At 43.0% G+C, this 18748-nt stretch carries 18 protein-coding genes; 4 read left to right on the top strand and 14 right to left on the bottom strand.

The window, feature by feature from the left end; translation table 11 throughout:
- The first annotated feature begins 57 nt into the window (after positions 1–57).
- On the top strand, positions 58–1506 hold the full coding sequence (locus JHD45_RS02740; protein WP_199474663.1) for an NCS1 family nucleobase:cation symporter-1: 1449 nt from the start codon (positions 58–60) through the stop codon (positions 1504–1506).
- 34 nt (positions 1507–1540) lie between these two features.
- On the opposite strand, the gene JHD45_RS02735 is transcribed toward JHD45_RS02740, so the two are convergent.
- The 8 genes from JHD45_RS02735 to JHD45_RS02700 all read right to left on the bottom strand — a co-directional run bounded on the left by JHD45_RS02735 (position 1541) and on the right by JHD45_RS02700 (position 8088).
- Entirely contained in the window at positions 1541–1654 is a 114-nt protein-coding gene (locus JHD45_RS02735) for a hypothetical protein (RefSeq protein WP_418903769.1), read from the bottom strand.
- A gap of 191 nt (positions 1655–1845) precedes the next feature.
- Positions 1846–2268 (bottom strand): GFA family protein, encoded by a 423-nt coding sequence (locus JHD45_RS02730; RefSeq protein WP_199474662.1) that lies wholly within the window; start codon positions 2266–2268, stop codon positions 1846–1848.
- A 37-nt stretch (positions 2269–2305) separates the two neighbouring features.
- Positions 2306–3370: a tryptophan--tRNA ligase gene (gene trpS / locus JHD45_RS02725; RefSeq protein WP_199474661.1), complete on the bottom strand. Its 1065-nt coding sequence runs from the start codon at positions 3368–3370 to the stop codon at positions 2306–2308.
- Between the two features lie 291 nt (positions 3371–3661).
- Positions 3662–4201 (bottom strand): MOSC domain-containing protein, encoded by a 540-nt coding sequence (locus JHD45_RS02720; protein WP_199474660.1) that lies wholly within the window; start codon positions 4199–4201, stop codon positions 3662–3664.
- Between the two features lie 108 nt (positions 4202–4309).
- On the bottom strand, positions 4310–4825 hold the full coding sequence (locus tag JHD45_RS02715) for an NADPH-dependent FMN reductase (protein ID WP_199474659.1): 516 nt from the start codon (positions 4823–4825) through the stop codon (positions 4310–4312).
- 190 nt (positions 4826–5015) lie between these two features.
- Positions 5016–6032, bottom strand: coding sequence for a pirin family protein (locus JHD45_RS02710; RefSeq protein WP_199474658.1), 1017 nt, complete (start codon positions 6030–6032; stop codon positions 5016–5018).
- 122 nt (positions 6033–6154) lie between these two features.
- Complete coding sequence (locus tag JHD45_RS02705; protein WP_199474657.1) at positions 6155–7411, bottom strand: sensor histidine kinase; 1257 nt, start codon at positions 7409–7411, stop codon at positions 6155–6157.
- Positions 7408–8088 (bottom strand): response regulator transcription factor, encoded by a 681-nt coding sequence (locus tag JHD45_RS02700; RefSeq protein ID WP_199474656.1) that lies wholly within the window; start codon positions 8086–8088, stop codon positions 7408–7410. Before JHD45_RS02700 ends, JHD45_RS02705 begins: the two co-directional genes overlap by 4 nt.
- Before the next feature lie 658 nt (positions 8089–8746).
- Between JHD45_RS02700 and JHD45_RS02695 the strand changes: the two genes are divergently transcribed.
- Complete coding sequence (locus tag JHD45_RS02695) at positions 8747–10243, top strand: ArnT family glycosyltransferase (protein ID WP_199474655.1); 1497 nt, start codon at positions 8747–8749, stop codon at positions 10241–10243.
- 48 nt (positions 10244–10291) lie between these two features.
- Here the strand turns inward: JHD45_RS02695 and JHD45_RS02690 are convergent, their stop codons facing one another.
- The 6 genes from JHD45_RS02690 to JHD45_RS02665 form a co-directional block, all read right to left on the bottom strand.
- Complete coding sequence (locus tag JHD45_RS02690; RefSeq protein WP_199474654.1) at positions 10292–11362, bottom strand: ABC transporter substrate-binding protein; 1071 nt, start codon at positions 11360–11362, stop codon at positions 10292–10294.
- Complete coding sequence (locus JHD45_RS02685) at positions 11359–12825, bottom strand: sensor histidine kinase (RefSeq protein WP_199474653.1); 1467 nt, start codon at positions 12823–12825, stop codon at positions 11359–11361. Before JHD45_RS02685 ends, JHD45_RS02690 begins: the two co-directional genes overlap by 4 nt.
- Complete coding sequence (locus tag JHD45_RS02680; RefSeq protein ID WP_199474652.1) at positions 12791–13471, bottom strand: response regulator transcription factor; 681 nt, start codon at positions 13469–13471, stop codon at positions 12791–12793. The genes JHD45_RS02685 and JHD45_RS02680 overlap by 35 nt, the downstream gene beginning before the upstream one ends.
- A gap of 163 nt (positions 13472–13634) precedes the next feature.
- A complete protein-coding gene (locus tag JHD45_RS02675) occupies positions 13635–15143 on the bottom strand; it encodes a tripartite tricarboxylate transporter permease (protein WP_199474651.1) in 1509 nt (502 codons plus the stop codon).
- A gap of 2 nt (positions 15144–15145) precedes the next feature.
- Positions 15146–15586 (bottom strand): tripartite tricarboxylate transporter TctB family protein, encoded by a 441-nt coding sequence (locus JHD45_RS02670; protein ID WP_199474650.1) that lies wholly within the window; start codon positions 15584–15586, stop codon positions 15146–15148.
- Between the two features lie 102 nt (positions 15587–15688).
- Entirely contained in the window at positions 15689–16681 is a 993-nt protein-coding gene (locus JHD45_RS02665; RefSeq protein ID WP_199474649.1) for a Bug family tripartite tricarboxylate transporter substrate binding protein, read from the bottom strand.
- Positions 16682–17014: 333 nt separating this feature from the next.
- Here JHD45_RS02665 and JHD45_RS02660 point away from each other — a divergent pair, with 333 nt between their 5' ends.
- Together JHD45_RS02660 and JHD45_RS02655 are read left to right on the top strand one after the other, a co-directional pair.
- Positions 17015–17923 (top strand): DMT family transporter, encoded by a 909-nt coding sequence (locus tag JHD45_RS02660; RefSeq protein ID WP_199474648.1) that lies wholly within the window; start codon positions 17015–17017, stop codon positions 17921–17923.
- 11 nt (positions 17924–17934) lie between these two features.
- Positions 17935–18654 carry an AraC family transcriptional regulator gene (locus JHD45_RS02655; protein ID WP_199474647.1) on the top strand — a complete coding sequence of 240 codons (720 nt, stop codon included), beginning with the start codon at positions 17935–17937 and terminating at the stop codon, positions 18652–18654.
- The last annotated feature ends 94 nt before the right edge of the window (positions 18655–18748 follow it).

Raw genomic sequence — 18748 nt, 5'->3', positions numbered from 1 at the left:
CTTTGGCACTAAAATTGTATTAACTATTGTATACAATCAACAATGGAGAATAATCCAATGAAAACGCCCCCGACCCCTTCAACAAGCCACAACCTGACTAACGACGACCTCGCTCCTGACACAAAACAGGAATGGGGTTGGTATAGTATTTTTGCCTTTTGGATGTCCGATGTTCACAGTGTTGGCGGTTATGTATTCGCTGCCAGCTTATTTGCCCTCGGACTCGCTGGCTGGCAAGTATTTATTTGTCTGCTCATGGGCATCATGATTGTATACTTTTTTGCCACCTTAATGGGAACACCTGGACAAAAAGTTGGCGTTCCTTTCCCCGTTGTTTGTCGTATGTCATTTGGAGTAAAAGGCGCAAACATACCGGCCATTATTCGAGGTCTCATTGCAGTGGTATGGTACGGTATACAAACCTTTCTTGCTTCCAGCTCCTTTATCATTCTAATTTTATACTTCTTTCCTGAAATGGCTTCCCTACAAAAAACAACATTCTTAGGACTTTCGGCACTCGGCTGGATTGGCTTTATGTCCATGTGGGTGATTCAGGCATTCGTCTTTATGTTCGGCATGAAAATGATTCGTAAGGTAATCGACTGGTCTGGCCCCGCTATATACATTGCCATGTTTGCCTTATGTGCTTACATGCTTACCCAGACAGGCTGGAGTGCAATCAATTTTGACTTATCATCAAAATCTCTCACAGGTTGGCAAGCATTTAATATGATGATTGTGGCAACTGCATTGGTCGCAGGTTACTTTGCTGGTCCAACATTAAACTTTAGTGACTTTGCACGTTATTGCAGCAGCTATAAGAATATGAAGCTTGGTAATCTGTTGGGACTCCCTCTCAATTTCATGGTGTTTTCTATTTTTAGCGTGGTGATAGTAGCGGCCTCTATTCCTTTATTTGGCAAAATGATTACCGACCCCATTGAAACAGTAAAGCAGCTTGATTCTGGAATGATTACAGTACTGGGCGCCCTGACGTTTATTCTGGCAACCATTGGTATTAATATTGTCGCCAACTTTGTTGCGCCTGCTTTTGATTTCTCTAACGTCTCCCCGAGTAAAATCAGCTTTAAAACGGGTGGCTTTATTGCTGCATTTGGTTCCGTCCTGCTCACACCATGGAACCTATTCAACAATCCAGAAATGATTCATTACACCGTCGATTTACTGGCCGCTCTTATTGGTCCACTATACGGGATTATCTTGATGGATTACTTCGTCGTTCGAAAACAGCAGATTGATGTGGATGCTCTGTATACCGAGGACACCGACCAAGCCTATTGGTATGACAATGGCATCAATAAAAAAGCGGTGTATGCCCTAATCATTGCCGGTGTTTCTTCGATCATCACATCGTTTGTCTTGACTGATTTAGCGAATTTTTCACTGTTTATTAGTGGTGGAATTGCCGCGATCGCTTACAAACAGCTAATGAGCAAAGAAGCCATTATGCACTCTGAAAAATTAAAACTAGCAAAACAAGCGTAAACTTCCTGAGCTTAGGTCTAAAAAATGGCTAGCGCTACGATTGACCCACATAAAAACAAATGCCCTTAGCCCTAAGCTCACTCACTATACGAACAAGTAAGTTCGTCACACCTATGTCGATACCTGCTTGACCAAGCAGTGTCGACACTTGGCCTCGATGGTGCGTTTGATGGTTAAAAAGTGCTGCAACAAAAGGCCAACGTTTTTAGCAAAAAATGCCCCTCGACTTTGCACTAGCTCAGCTTCCGTTAGTTTTCCAGCTGCCTCGGAGAGATTAATCCGCTATTAGTCCTAAATGCGTTTTTAGCCCCATTATTTCACCCCTACACTACCTAGATGTTAAACAGAAACAACTTCGCTCTCTCGCCCTTCTAAAAAAGCAGGCAATTTATCGTCAATCACACACCAATTCGCTTTGTATTTTGTAAAAATATGCGCGTCTATCTGAACAGGAATGTCTTGATCAAACGTTGCTATAGCAATCTCCATGTCTTCAGGTCGCCTATCTTTGCTTTTAAAACCTAAACTCGAACCACACTGACGACAAAACGTTCGTACTGTGCCATTAGGTGCCGTAAACTCTTTGAGATAATCTTGACCCGATATCCACTTTAAACCAATGGTACCAACAAGAGAGCCAAAAGCAGCACCATGAAATTTTCGACACATATTGCAATGACAGTTTGCCGCTTGCTCACTAAATCCCTCCACAGAAAACCGAACCTCACCACATAAACAACTTCCTTTATAAATGCTAGTCATCTTAGAGCCGTCCTTATGTTAAGAGCAATATAGACATTCAAAACAGAGTAAGACCAAAAGCGTGTTTGACGCGATGCAACACCGCACTCGCTTCAGCCTGAGATTTGTCACTCCCCTCTCGAATAATATCAATAAGTTGTGCTTTATCAGAAGCAAATAGGTGACGCCGCTCTCTAATTGGCTTTATCACTTCTTGAAGACAGTCTTCCAGAATTTTTTTGATGGCACCGTCCCCTAACCCACCTCGTCGATATTGCGATTTTAATGTTTCAACATAGGCCACATCTGAACAAAATGCCTCTAAATAGGTAAAAACCACATTCCCCTCAACACGACCTGGATCGTCGACTTTCAAATGGTTCGGGTCGGTATACATAGACTTTACCGCTTGCGATATGTCTTTTTCTGAGGCGTCTAATAAAATACAGTTCCCTAGCGATTTAGACATTTTGCTTTTCCCATCGGTGCTAGGCAAGCGCGGAACATGACTCAGCAGAGGGCGACATTCAAGCAAAATGTCCTCTTTTGCAATTCGATTGAGCTTTCTTACGATTTCGTTTGTTTGCTCGATCATCGGCAGTTGATCATCCCCAACAGGAACCAATGTGCCATTAAAGGCTGTAATATCCGCTGCCTGACTAATTGGGTAAGTTAAAAAGCCTGCTGGAATAGAGAGACCAAAAGATTTAGTCGCAATCTCATTTTTCACCGTTGGATTTCGCTGCAGCCTCGCGACAGAAACCAGATTCGAATAATACATGGTCAATTCAGACAGAGCAGGAATAGCAGATTGCAAACTAATGGTTGTTTTAGACGGGTCTATACCGACAGCAAGATAATCTGCAAGCACATTTAAAATATTAGTCGAAATTTTGTGCGGATTATGCCCATTATCGGTTAGACCTTGTAAATCAGCGATTAAAATCGTCTGCTGATGACTCTCTTGGAGCACAACACGTTGCTGGAGAGACCCAACAAAATGACCAAGATGCAACTGACCTGTTGGTCTATCACCTGTAAGGACTTTTTCTTGATAGCTTTCCTGAAAAGTGTTTTTAGTAAAGAAAGCAGTATTAGAATGGTTAGATGTATTACTGTGCATAGTATGTCTCCTATTGTATACCCCATCGGAGACATCACTTGTCGATTCAAAAACAGTCAGTCTACCGACGGCTTTTGAATAAACGTGATTCAACGCCGCTCTAAAAAATAGAGCGCCACCAAAAAATAGCGATAATGCGTAACTTAGAATATGTTGTCATACTGTTAACTTATCAATTTAGGTCAGGCAAAACAAGCATTTAGCAATGATCTTTTTTAACAAAACTCGCTAGACATTTCAGGAAGTCAAAAGAACAAAACGCTATTGCATTAAGCGATGGCATTGAAAACTTTATACACGTTCAAGGGGCAAATGTGGCTTTGGCGGCAATATGACCTCAATAGCATCCTGTAACGTTACTACACCGCTTCGAACCACCACGGTCATAATGCCGGCCTTTCGAATGAGTTCGCCTTTTTCATTTCGGTCCAGAACTGCTTTAGTCAACCCTTCCTGGTAATTATCTAGCTGGGCGCAAGGATTTCTTAATCCTGTCACTCTTAACTCAACGTCTTTGCCAATTTTTAATAGCGTATTTTGTGGAAGGCTAAGAAGGTCGATCCCTTCTGTGAGGATGTTCTCTCCCATCGTCCCCGCTGTTACATCAAACCCTTTGTTCTGCAATTCATCAAGTAATTCAGAGTGGATTAAATGCACTTGCCTGAGGTTAGGTTGAGCGGGATCAACAGCCACCCTCGAGCGATGTTTCACCGTTTTACCGCAATGCGCATCCCCTTCGACCCCTAACCCTTCCAGTATGGATAGACTATCGACCACTTTTTTAGAAAATTGATGCACTTTATCTTTGCTTAGCGATACGACTCTACCCACTTCACCCTCCTTTGCTTCTTGATATCTAGCCAACAAAACAACCACTGCACCATAACAAAACCGGCCATTTAGCCGGTTTTTATTTCACATGATGGGAGCCTAGAAAGACTACACTTTCGAGAGAATATCTTGAATGGATTGCTTAACAGAGGCGTCGACAATCTCACCGTCTTTCATCACATCATAGAAATTTGGCACGCTCAAACTACCAATCACATTACCCTTGAAAAAGGGCATACTATTAACCGCTTGGGCCAATACACTGCTCGCTCCACCTGGGCCTGGGGAGGTAGAAAGCACGACAATTGGCTTGTCTTGATATACGGCTTTTTCGATACGCGATGCCCAATCAAAAATATTTTTATAGGCCGCACTGTAGGAACCATTGTGCTCTGAAAATGATGCGATGATCAAATCAGCTTGTGCAATTGCATCGACGAAAGCTTGTGCTTCGCTTGGAATGCCAAACTCTTTTTCTTTGTCTTCACTGAAGATGGGCATATCAAAATCATTGAGATCCAATAACGTCACCTCAGCACCGTTTATCAAGCTTGCGGTATAGCTTGCAAGGGTTTTATTAATGGATTGACGACTAGAACTCGCTCCAAAAGCAACAATTTTCATATAACATTCCTTATCTTTAAGTGTAAATTTAAACGATTAACTATTTTCTGCGATAAATGATAGACTTGCCAACAGCCAGTTAAAATACACTGAAAATGCCCATTTGTAATCTACTAAACCTGATTTCCTCTCAGCTTCACCTGACCTAGAACACAATAAAAAGACCTCTAGCTAAGAGGCCTTTCTTTGATCAAGTTGGACGTTCATCCAGCTTATCTGCATGGTGCGCAAATCGACCTTTTGTTTTGTCATGCACTTGGTCGTTACGAGGCCAAGGCCAACCACCAAACTGAGTTCGTTGGTAATCATGAAAGGCCTTTTGCAACTCCTGTCTTGTGTTCATCACAAATGGGCCATGCTGCTCGACATGCTCACCAATAGGTCGACCTTGCAACAACAAGAAACGGGCTTTTTTACCTGTGTTTTGAATACTAGCTGCTTCGTCACTTTTCAACACAAACGCTTCTTTGACAGAAACGTCTACGCCCTCTAGCACGACACTCTCCCCTTCAAAAAAATACAAGGTACGGTTCAACCCTAGGTGATCACTTGGTAGAGTCCACAACCCACCTTCAGGAATATCGATCAACCAAATCGCCACATGATTGTCTTTATCAGCGGCCCATGAATCTGGTGGGCAATCCAGCGCCTTCACTGCACCCAATTCACCAGCAATCACTTTGACTGACGTTTCAACACCATTTATGTCCGGTTGCTTGACGACTGGTGTATCCTCGTTCCATAACATACCAAAATGCGGTGGTACCATTTTATTTTTAGCAGGTAAGTTTAACCAGACTTGGAACAATTCCAGCGGGTTTTCCTTTTCTTCATCTAATAATGGAAACATTTCGGAATGCTGGACCCCACTACCAGCGGTCATCCATTGCGTGTCGCCCTGTCCATAACGTCCAGCGGCACCAATAGAATCCGCGTGATCGACAAAGCCTTGGTTCACAATGGTGACCGTTTCAAAACCACGATGTGGATGAACGGGAAAACCTGGCACTTTTCGCCCGTGATACATACGCCAGCCATCTATGCCATGAAAATCTTGCCCTAATGGCCGACCTTGTAGCGATGCAGCAGGTTCCATCTCAGGTGTCGCCTTTGGGTAACGATCCTGATGAAAAGCACAAAATAAAAATGGGTCAAATGTTGGCCAGAACATCTGAAGGGGTAAACGCTTTAGGATAGCAGAACTCATTTTTACCTCCTGAATAAACTACTAATACCCGTATGATACCACCGACAAGCGTCACTAATTCATGCTGATATTCAATCCTAACCATCTAATTATTGAATCTGTTTTCCCCTTTCCCGCGCGAGTCATTCAGGAAAGATCACTTTGGCAGTACAGCCCTGGTCTTCATTATCTACTAAGCTGAATTCACAATGGTATTTCTGACAGATATCTCGGACAATCATTAAGCCAAGACCATAGCTTTCACCGCTTGGTTTACCTTGTAAACCGCACCCCGTATCAACCACCTTGATTTCTTGATCAGACATGATCAGATCGATCTGCCCCTGCTCTGTGCAAGCAATGGCATTTTTGACTAAATTACCGATAAGAATATGCAACGTTGGCATCGGTAATTTAGTTTTGACAACACCATGGCTGTGTTGCAAGACTTCAACCGGTTTTCCTGAATTATATTCAGTATGAGCACGCACAATGGATTGCAGCTCATTGTCATCCACTTCCCGAAGCAGCATGGCGTCGATATCATCTTCTCGCGTCAAAGACAACAACGTGGTGATATAGTCTTCCATTTCCTGACATGCACTGTCCATTCGCCCGCGTTGACGCTCTAAAAAAGCTTTAGAATCGGACTTTCCTAGCAACGTCAGCGCGCCCTTCATCACCATCAATGGGGTTCTCAGTTCATGACTGGCATAACGATTAAAAGCACGCTCTCTATGTAACAAAGCTTGGATTTGATTTCGATAGCTGTTCAACTGATTGACCAATTGGTGAATTTCTCTGGTTGCCGCACCATCAGGCATTGGTATAGGCGTGCTATCTTGAGCATTGCGTCCTTCTAGCTCTTGACTTAAGCGGGCAAGGGGATTGGTGAGACGTGCTGAAATACGCATCACGACCCATAGACTAATCACTAGCAATAATAGGGACATGATGGTTTGCGTCGTCTGGGTTTTGAACATTTGAGATTCACTTTCTTCATAGATTTCATCGTAGTGAATCAAATAGATATTTTGCATTTTACCATTCAGCATTACCCGCTTTTTCATGGAGAAGTATTCTAAGTTAGTATCTGAGCTAGGGTCTAAATGGTAGGGTCTGTCATCTGACACATCAGGCTGCAACACAATCCAAGGTGGCAGACTTTTTTCTCCGACATAAGCATCAGAAAAAGGTGGCACTGCCACGTGGGTAAGATGGGTTCCTTGCAGCAAATGTATCGCTGTATTGAGGTCTTTATGCATCCTATTTTGCGCATAAATGGTTTCCATGCTCTCCAACATCGTGTCAAACATGGCAAAATGAAACGTGATAATGGCGAAGGCAACAATCGAAAAGTAGGTAAAGGTCAGCTGTTTAGCACTTTTTATCCGTTTCATTCTTCTCCTTCTGCGACTAACCGATACCCCACTTTCGAGATAGTCCTAAGATAGGCATGTTCGAAGGGCCGATCAATCAAACTTCTTAACTGATAAATATGACTACGTAGTACCTTACTATCTGGTTCTTCATCGCCCCATAATACATCACCAATCTCTTCTTTGGTCACCACTTCAGGGGCGCGATTCATCAGGCATTTTAGTATTTTATATTGCGATGGATTTAAGGAATAACGACTGCCTTCTCGCTGTAACACGCGGGTATTCATATCTAAAGATAATGCGCCAAACGTTAAAACACGGTTCGCCATACTGCCATTACGGCGTCGCACCAACGTCCGTAAACGAATGTCCAAAATATCTAAATCAAAAGGCTTTACTAGATAGTCATCCGCTGCATGATCGAACCCGGCTAATACATCTTCTTTTGTATCACGCGCAGTCAACATCAAAATGGGGGTATCAATCCCACTTTCCCGCAATGATTGACACACAGTAAGGCCATCCATTTTAGGCAACATAACATCTAAAATAATGGCATCATAGTGCTCGCTTTTAGCCAGTTCGTAGCCTTGCAAGCCATTACTGGCGTAATCCAGTACGTCTCCTTTAATTTCGAAATAATCAAAAATAATACCCGCTATGTCTTTGTGATCTTCCACCAGCAACAATTTCATGCCCGCCACTCCTAATAAAAAATTAGACACCCATTATTGCCTATTGTCTCCGTCTTTAAATGAAAAAAAGGTGAATCACTTTTTTACGACACCCCATCACTTAAGATAACAGCAATTTCCCGAATTATCGGCACTTACGACTCGGAGCTTACAGAGAAAACGCCAATAGCTTAGACAGCATAGTCGCCAGTCGTTCTGTTTACGACGTAAATGAACGACAAACAATCTAAAGCATGTACTAAATATGATTATAAACCAAATTACTATTTGGCAAAGTGCAGCAAAATCATCAGCAGATCTCTTACTCAGCAGACATCTTAGGACGATGTCTGTCTCGATTTATAAAAGCACAAACGACCCAAAACATTTGACCACATAGGACTTCTTTCACACTGGACATGTCTCAAATCATAATGAAAATCGCGAAAATCTCATTTAGTAAAAAAGCTTTACGCTCGCTTGGCACTGCGAGCTTGGCGGCTTTTTACAAGATCGTTACTATACATCCCTGTTTTTGTCGCGACGCTTCGGCAGTCCTTCATCTAAGTAGGGTTTATTATGCCAAACCATAAGCGCGACCACTTGTTTGCTTTAGAACAGCCGTTCCTTTGTACCTTCAAGGAAGAAAAAACAACATTCATTCTTCTGGAAGCAAATTATGCATCATCTATATAAAAAGCTCCCCTCTACAAAAGGGATGCTATTTTTGCTGATCGGCAGCGTGGTTATACGCTTCTTGTCACTTTCTATGTACCCTATTTTAGACTCAACAGAGGCGAGATACGCAGAAATTGCTCGCTTTATGGCAGACACCCATAATTGGGTCATCCCCATGCTTAACCCTCATATGCCATATATGGGGAATCCCCCTATGTTCGCTTGGATGAGTGCCACTGGCTTTTCACTTTTTGGTATGAACAGTATCGCAGCGCGTCTTCCACATTTAATAGCAGGCATCGGCACATTAATCTTGCTGTATTATTTTGCTAAACACTACTTCAAATCAGCCAGCATGGGGTGTTTCGCAGGCGCTATTTTGGCGACAACCAGCGCGTTCTTAATCCTCATCGGGGCCATCTCTCCAGAAACATCAATGACTTTCGGTACCACTCTCACCATGGTGAGCTTCTGGTTTGCATGGAGTAAAAAACAGTCCTTATGGGGCTACACTTTTTTTATTGGTCTAGCCATTAGCTTCCTATCAAAAGGCCCAATAGCACTTCTCTTAATCAGTTTAAGCTTAACATTATGGTTACTATCCAATGCCCGTTGGCGGTCTCTAAAAAAACGCCTGCCTTGGGCCTCCGGCTCGTTACTCTTTTTACTCTTGACTCTTCCTTGGATAGCATTAGCAGAGTACCAAATGCCTGGTTTTCTGCATTACTACCTAAGCAACGAATATATTCAATGGTTTTTCCTAGGCAACACGCAAGGAGAGTTTTACGCTTCGATTCATCACCATGTACGCGGTATGATTTGGGTTTTTGCTTTGATCGCCATGCTGCCTTGGACGCCACTACTCATTGTTCAATGGATACGAATTCTGAAAAAAGGCGGTGATACGGAAGGAAGCAGTGACGGTTTTGGTAGTTACTTACTTTTATGGCTAACCACTCCTTTAGTACTATACACCTTCACTGGAAATATTCTCATCAGCTTTGTCATGCCCTCCTTACCAGCCATGGCTATGCTGATTACTTATTACCAAGCAAACTTCCCATTGCCTAAATGGTTTTATAGTCTGGGTATTGTTACCCCTGTGTTTTTAATGATGGTGGTGGGAGCCATTCACTTTCACTTGACGAAAAATTATTCGCAAATGGCCATCATCTCAGACTGGAAGATACAAGCGGAAACAAAGACAGCAGACCTTTTTTATCTTCACAAACGCCCTTTTTCCGCTCTGTTCTATTCGAACGGTAAAGCCGAAGCTCGCTCTGGTGATCTGTCTAAATGGTTAAGCACTCAAACAACACCCTTTTTTATCATTCAGAAAAGTAAATACAGTTCACATTACCCGAATTGGTCATGTGAAGAGCGAGCTGAAGAGGCTGACGAAAAGCTTATTTATTGCAAGCCTGCTACGCCACAGGTTACGTCAGATGCTGTGACAAGCACCTCCGTTACCAATGTAGCTGAGAAACCTAGCCCATAGGATAAGGCACTAGAAAACTGTGACACCATCAAAAAGGAGTATTTAATATTAATGGGGGATTTCTAGTGCTTCTTCCCAGCTTTTTATAAAGCGACGTTGCTTAGCATAGTCACGCCCAACCAATAGCTGCTGATCAAGCTCCACCACCCGCTGTGGACCTGACTTACCCAGTATGTTTAGGGTATTTTTTGTCATCACATTGGGCTGAATAGGAAACATCAATGTCTCAGCTTGCATGCGCCTTTGCACCGAGTCCGTCAGTAAATAATCTAAAAACAACCCTGCATCATCCGCATTGGGGGCTTTCTTAGGAATCAATCCAACGCGCATCACCATTAAGGCATAATCCTTGGGCAAGATCATTTTCAGGCGAGTATCCTCTTTTACCCGTTGGGCCGCATAAGAACCCAATAAATTATAACCCAGTACTAATTTGCCACTGGCAACATCATCAATAATCTCGTGGGTACAACAGTAAGTTTTTACTTGATGACTACCAAAGGCTTCAATTAATCGCCCCCATGTGGTGTCCGCTTGGCGAGCATCTTGGCTGGCCAGCAAATACCCCACGCCACTTTGGCGAATATCATAAGTACCAATGCGTCCCTTCATAAAATCTGAATATTGACGAATGGTTTGTAATACATCTTGGCGATCCTTTGGTAATGGCCCAGGGTAATGATCTTTATTCACTAACATCACCACAGGCTCCAAGGAAAATGCAAACACCTGATGACGCCACTGGGCATAACTGGGTAAATGATCCGTTTCATAGGAATGATAGGTTTGCGCGTAACCATCGTTCACTAACTTAATCTGTAATCCCATCGCGCTACTGATCACTAGGCTTGCCTGAGGGTGCGCACTTTCTTTAATCGTTTGTTTGTATAGTTCGGAGGTATTAATGTCAGTATAAGATACTCGAATACTGGGATAGCGCTTAACAAATCCCTTAATCAAGGGACCAAACGAAGCAAGATCTATAGAGGAATGAATACGCAGCACACGTGGCGCATCTTTCTTACCAAACTCAATGCTTTCAGGCTCTACCAACGCTTGAGCAAACGCGTTAAAGCTCATCAAAAACAAACTAAAAAAAACAACTAACCATTTCATCATAGTAATGACCCAGAATCATTGCTCGATTGATACTTAGCAATGTCAATTTGAAAGGTAGTGCCTTTTGGCTGAGTATCAAGAATAGTAATATTCGCAGTATGGTGATCAATAATGTCTTTGACCATCGCCAGTCCAACCCCGCTGCCAGCTGTATCATAACGACCACGGTAAAACCGCTCGAAGACACGTTTTTTTTCTTCTTCAGGAATCCCGGCACCATAATCGATGACACTAACTCGATAATAGTTGGAAAATTCTTCTACCCTGACAACCACTTCCGTTGCTTGCTCGGCACCAAGATTACTGTAGCGTACCGCATTTTCGATCAGATTCTGCATCATCTGCTGCAATGCAAATGCATCGCCAAATACCATCGCTCGCTCTACATCCGCTTCTAGTGACAAACTCACCCCTTTATGCAATGCCGTAATGGCCTGTTCTCGACAGGATGCGGTAACAGGAACCAACAAGTCCACTGGCTCTTTTGGATTGGTTTGCATACGATGGGACACCACCGCTTGATTCAGCAATAACGTGACCGTTTGACTGAGTGAATCACATTGCGTCACGATATTTTCAAGGGCTTCTTGCTGCCGTTCTGGGGAGGTTTTATCGCGAGCATTTTCAGCCAAAGCACGTAAGCTAGCAAGAGGGGTTCGCAATTGATGGGCCGCATCAGCGGTATAATTTTCTAACTGCTCTAGGTTGGTTTGTAAACGCGCCATAAAATGATTAATCACCATTTTTAAATGATACGTTTCTTTGGGCGTTTTAATATTAATTGGCGTCAAATCTCCTGGCTGACGCTCTTCCAGCACCCGACTGATTCTATGAAGAGGTCTAAGCACCAACTGACTACCAAGAACAATCAGCGCCACAGCCACCAATGCAATCATTACCACGACCTCAACGGCTCGTTCTGTCACCGATGAGGACAGTTCTTCTCGAGACAAACGTGTCTGACCAATAATGATACGTACCGTGCCCGTTGACTCTGACTCGGTTAGATGACGTTCCAACCAAGCAAAACGCACCATCTCCCCTGAATATTCGCGATCAAAGAATTGTATTTTGTCCAATTGTGGAGGCTTCGGTGGCGTAATATTTAAGTCGCGGTAACCTGTAATAAATCCTTGAGATGAACTAACAACTTTATAAAACACTCTGTCATCATTCGCTTGCGCAAGGGTGGCAAACGCCGACCATGGGATATCAATGGTTACTTCATTATGCATTAAACCAATATTTTCATCCATCTGTAGCAAGGCACTACGCAACAAACGGTCATAAGAAATATCCGCCAATCGTTGGCTATACTCAAAAACAAAGTTGATAGCAAGCGCAGCAATGACACTAATGATGATAATGCCGCCGATGATAAATCGCCGACGCAAAGAGGGTGTACTCTCTGACACTAACTCCCCTTTATTAGGCTTTTGGCGACGCAGAAACTTCTGCCACATAACCAATTCCCCTGAGAGTCGTGATCGAAAAATCACTGGCGACAAGCTTTTTACGAAGGCGTCCTACATATAACTCAATGGCATTCGGGCTGGGAGTTTCATCAAAATTAAACAGATGGTCAGTAATCTCATCTTTACTGAGCACGCGACCAAGATGGCCTAAAAAAATCTCTAACAATCGAAATTCACGATTGGTAATCGCCGTGAGCTCACCATTAATAAAGACTTGTCGGCTATCTCGATTGACTAATAGATTGCCATGTTCACTGACATTTGCCGCATACCCCTGCTTACGACGTAACAGAGCACGGCAACGGGCTTCCAACTCACCAAAATCAAAAGGTTTAGTCAAATAATCATCTGCGCCTTCATCCAGCAAACGAATACGATCTTCAATTTGATCTCTTGCAGTTAAAATCAAAACGGGCGTTCCGTCCTCTTTCTGACGAAGTTTTTGCAGCAACTGTAAACCAGACAAACCGGGTAAATTTAAATCCAACAAAATCAAATCAAACGATTGATACTTAAGTAAATCATGGGCTCGTTTACCATCATCAATCAGATCCACGCCGTGACCCAAACTGGTAAGTCGTTCTAAAATGGCCTGCCCGAGTACTTGAGTATCCTCTACCACCAAAATTCGCATAATAAAATACAACTACATTCATAGTACGAGACAAAAAGCAGAAACAACAAAGTTCGAGCTGCTTTTGCAACTCGAACTTTCATCACTAACGCAATGGTTGTTTTACTATTACTAGCATCAGCATACCTCACACTGATGAGGAAAGTATAAGCATTTAACCTATTTATGCCTCTTTAGACTTTGACATTTTAGAACGAATAATCGGCCCAATAATCATCGGTAGCACAAGCCCTAAAATAGAAATGGCCCATAGAGTAATGCTTAAACCACTGTTGAACAGGACACTCCAGTCACCATCAGACAACACTAAGGCATGACGTAGATTTTTTTCCATTTCAGGCCCAAGCAACATTCCCAAGATAACGGGCACTAGTGGAATATCCACTTTACGTAAAATGTAGCCCAATACACCAAACGCAACCATAAAGTACAAATCAATCGCACTATGACTCACCGCATAAATACCAACAGAAGCAATTAAAGTCACTACGGGCATTAGATACTTAGGTGGAATACTTAATAGTTTAACGAAAATGCCGATCATTGGAATGTTAAGCAACAATAGTACGAGGTTACCCACAAACATCGCCGCAATAACCCCCCACACTAAATCAGCGTTTTGCTGGAACAGCATCGGGCCTGGCGAAATGTTCAAAGAAATCAGCATCGCCAGTAATACGGCAGTGGTACCACTACCAGGCACCCCCAAAGTCAGCATCGGTACCAGTGCCCCCGATGCGGCACCATTATTCCCTGATTCTGGTGCGGCAACACCACGAGAATCCCCTTTACCAAACTCGCCTTTATCGGAAATTTTCTTTTCTAACGAGTAACTAATAAACGAGCCTAAAGAAGCCCCTGCACCTGGCAAGACGCCAGCAACAAAGCCCAAAATGCCACCACGAACGGAGGCTGGCAAAACTCTGATAATGTCCGCTGCGGTTAATTTTAATTTATTAATCGCAACTTGTTTTAGCCCATCGCCAGCGTGACGCTCAATAAAGAAAAACAACTCACTGATCGCGAACAACCCAACAATGGCAATAATAAAATCAACACCTTCAAATAACTCAAGCATGTTGAAGGTATAGCGCTGTACCCCCGTCGATAAATCAATACCAACCGTGGCTATCATTAAACCAAGGGCCGCAGCCATGATGGTTTTAAATTGATTTTTTCCAGTTACCCCACCTAGTGTTGCAAACGCTAAGACAAACAAAGCAAAGTATTCAGACGGGCCAAATTTAAGGGCAAATTTAGCGAGAATCGGAGCTAAAATAACTAGGCCGACAGTTGCAATAAAGCTACCAATAAAAGAAGCAATAGCTGAAATAGCCAGCGCCTCGGCCGCCTTGCCTTTTAACGCCATCGGATAACCATCTAAACAGGTCATCATGGCTGGCTCATCGCCAGGAATATTTAACAAAATGGAAGAAATACGTCCGCCATACATGGCACCTGCATAAACAGACGTTAACAAAATCAAAGAAGAAGTGGCAGATAAACCTAAACTAAACGCCAAAGGAATCAAGATTGCCACACCATTGGCAGGCCCAAGGCCTGGTAAAGCGCCAATCAGCGTACCAAGTATAGCACCAATAATGGCAAACATAACGCTTTCTGGGGTTAAGGCCACCGCGAAGCCATGCATCAATAAAGTCATTGTTTCCATGGTTACAGCTCCAAAATACCAAGAGGTAATGCCAATTCAAGCACATAGTTGAACAAGAAGAAGATAACAATGGAGCTAACAATGCCAGTAATCACACTGTGCTTCACTGCTGCCCCCATGCGCCAGCTAATAAAACTCACCACAAGAGCAGCTGATGGTATAAAGCCCACAGGCTCAATTGCCCAAGCAAAAATCAATAAAGCCACAGCAACACTTAACAGTTGAAGCAACATGGGGATAGGCGCCCATTTTTCATCTGGATCAGGTTTTACAATTAAGTAAATTGAACTGATGCCCAATATAATGGACAACATAATAGGGAAAGTTTCTGGACCAACACTTTCATTTCCACCAAAAGGAATGGGGAATTGTGTTGCCTCCCAACCGTAAGCAACGGCGAGAATCAGCATCAGCATGCCGAACACACGATCATTAATACGCATGTCTCTGCTCCGAGTAAGTTAGATCATTTAAATATAGAAATAGGTACATCCACACAGGAGAGAAGCCTCCTTTCCCGTGTGGACGACTGTATTTAGTGACCGTTATCGAATCAAACCAATTTCTTTCGACAAGGTATTGATGTCTGCTGTTTGTTTGTTAACAAACGCAGTGAACTCTGCACCAGATTTATGGAATGGCATTAAACCATTTTTCACCATAATATCTTTCCATTCCTGTGTCTTATACAATTCATCCATGGTTTTTACCCACCAAGCATAAGAAGCGGGATCGGCCTTACCTGGAACGTAAAATCCACGCCAGTTTGGAGCAATCGCGTCAATGCCCTGCTCTTTGGCAGTAGGAATGTTGTTAAACGGAGCGGGTAAACGCTTTTCAGACATAACAGCTAATACTCGAAGATCACCAGACTCCATGAACCCCTTAACTTCAGAAATGTCACCAGTAAAAGCATCGATATGGCCACCAACTACTTGAACCAAAGCTTCAGAACCACCGCTAAAAGCTAAATAACGAATTTTAGGCAGGTTCGTTACGTGGGCTTCTTTTGCCGCAATCAATACTTTTAAATGATCCCAACCACCAGAGGCACTACCACCAGCAAACTTAACGGCACCAGGATTTTTCTTTAGAGCATCCATCATTTGAGTTAATGATGTGTATTTGGAATTTTTCCCTACCGCAATAACGCCATAATCCGCACCAAGGGTGCCGACCCATTTCACTTGGCTTGCATTTAATCCGGGGAATTGGCCTTGAGCAAGGCGAGTGGTGGTTGCTGTACTAGCGGCCACGATAAGATTGTCATCTGTTGAGCGTTTACTAACTGTGTGAGCAAAGGCTACACCACCGCCAGCACCACTCATGTTAACGGTTTGAACATTACCTTTGATATATTTTTGATCAACCAGTACTTTACCAACGCTACGACAGGTAAAGTCCCAACCACCACCTGGGTTCGCGGGCGCAATACATTCTATACTACGAGCGGGTTCGTAAGCATGAGCCTGTCCAGCAAGCGTTAGTGCAACCGCACCTGAAATAAGAACAGACTTGATAGATATCTTGTTAAGCATGGTATTCTCCTGCTTGTTATTTTTGTTGTTTTTCATCTGGTATCAAAGTGTTATTTTTTATTGATAAAATAGCCAGTGAGCACACCTTACTACGCAAACCTGTCACTAACCTGTCACCGTTCTTATTTTATGACAATTAAGTGCACGTTATTTGTAATAAACTATCAATATGTTTATTGAAAAAGGGCAGGAATCGGCATGTAAATTGTTTATAAAAAGCCGGAATTAGTTGTTATCATTGAGAAATTAAATACGATGAATCTTTATTGATTAATGCGTAAACATCCCATGTGATACTAGCTCAGACAGATAAGAGAGCGAAAAGAGACACGAATGAATAAACAGGCGACGGGTATTGGTTTTATTGCCATTTTTTTATGGAGCTCTTTGGCCTTATTCACCTCACAAGTAGGTTCAGTACCTCCCATGCTGGCGATAGCCATCACCTTTAGCATGGCCAGTGTTTTTTTAATCATTGTATACTTTGTGCGCGGTGAACTCGTTCAATCCTGGAAAGACACGCCAATTAAGTCCATGTTACTAAGTGGCTCCAGCTATTTTTTCTATCACTTTTTTTATTTTTATGCATTACAGCACTCGCCAACACTATTAGCGGGCCTATTGGCGTATTCGTGGCCACTGCTTATCATCATGTGCTTGTCTTCACGTAAACTCAGTCGTTTTAATTGGACACATTTGATCGGTGGGATCATCGCCTTAGCAGGAACAGGGCTAATGATTCACTCAAGCACGCAAATGAGCACAATATTGGACACCACCACTAGCAATAATACGAGCACGCCTCCCACAATATTAGGTTACCTTTCTGCCTTTATCGCCAGCCTCATTTGGGGCAGCTATTCACTCACTAATAGACGGCGCTTAAATGTCCCCGCTTCCTGCGTCTTGTGGAATTGTATTGTCGCAGCCATACTTGCAACAGGCTTTCATTTCGCCCTAGAGCCCCATGTTTACAACTTTTCTCAAGATACATGGATCGCTATTTTAGGCTTGGGGTTTGGACCAATAGGTGTCGCCTTTTTATGTTGGGATATCGGTACTAAACGAGGGGACCTTTCTCTGTTAAGTGTTTTATCTTATACAGCCCCTGCCCTGTCTATTTTATGGACTGCGTTATTTGGCAAACAAGCGATCGGGAATGAGCAAATAGTAGCGGTCATCGTCGTCGTCATTGGCGTGCTAATATCCCTCTACCAACCTAAAAAAGGCCACCGAAAATAGGGTGACGAATCATGCGAGATTCCATTGAAATTATGGCTTATAGTGGTACCGCCCAGCCTCACGAGCACCACCATACTCAAATTGTCTTGCCACTTGAGGGTGCTCTTTATCTTGAAGTAGAAAAAACACAACGTTTGGTAAAAGCGGGGCAAGCGTGTTTGATTTCTAATCAGCATGCTCACCATCATTTTGCGGAACAAAGGAATCGCTGCTTGGTAATCAATAACCTAGCCTGTTGGAACAAAACCCTGGAGAGCGACCAGCCCTTTATCCAATTATCCGAACAGGCTATTGCCTATTTACCTTTTTTATCCAAATTGTCCGAAACAGGATCCAACCCACTGGCATTAGAAAAAGCTTTAAGCCTCATCGAATATTTATTACCCATTCCTAAGGAACACATCCAACAAAGTGATCAACGTGTTCTCAAAGCAAAATACCAACTAGACAGGAATTTTGACCAACCCTATTTAATTCAAGAACTTGCCGACGCTGTTCACCTTAGTCAAAGCCAGCTCACCATATTATTTAAACGCTATATTGGCATGACACCAAAACAATACCTGCTGACTCAACGTCTTAACAAAGCCAAGCAGCTATTAATTGAGTCTAATAAAAGTCTCGATGACATCGCCCATCTAACGGGTATGCAAGACGCCAGTGCTTTGGTCAAACTTTTCAGTAAGCATTTAGGGAAGACGCCTGGACAGTACCGAGCTCAGTCACACTAATTTCGAGTCATTCAAATCGCGTCTTTTTAACAAGAGATAGGCGGATTTTTACCAACGATCATTTGTCATGGCCTAGCTATACTCCTCCTTTTAC

Origin of the sequence: Marinomonas spartinae, assembly GCF_016461715.1 — a bacterium.
In the GTDB taxonomy this organism is placed as follows: domain Bacteria; phylum Pseudomonadota; class Gammaproteobacteria; order Pseudomonadales; family Marinomonadaceae; genus Marinomonas; species Marinomonas spartinae_A.
Note: the sequence above shows the minus strand (reverse complement) of the source record. Positions and strands in the feature narration are given on the sequence as shown.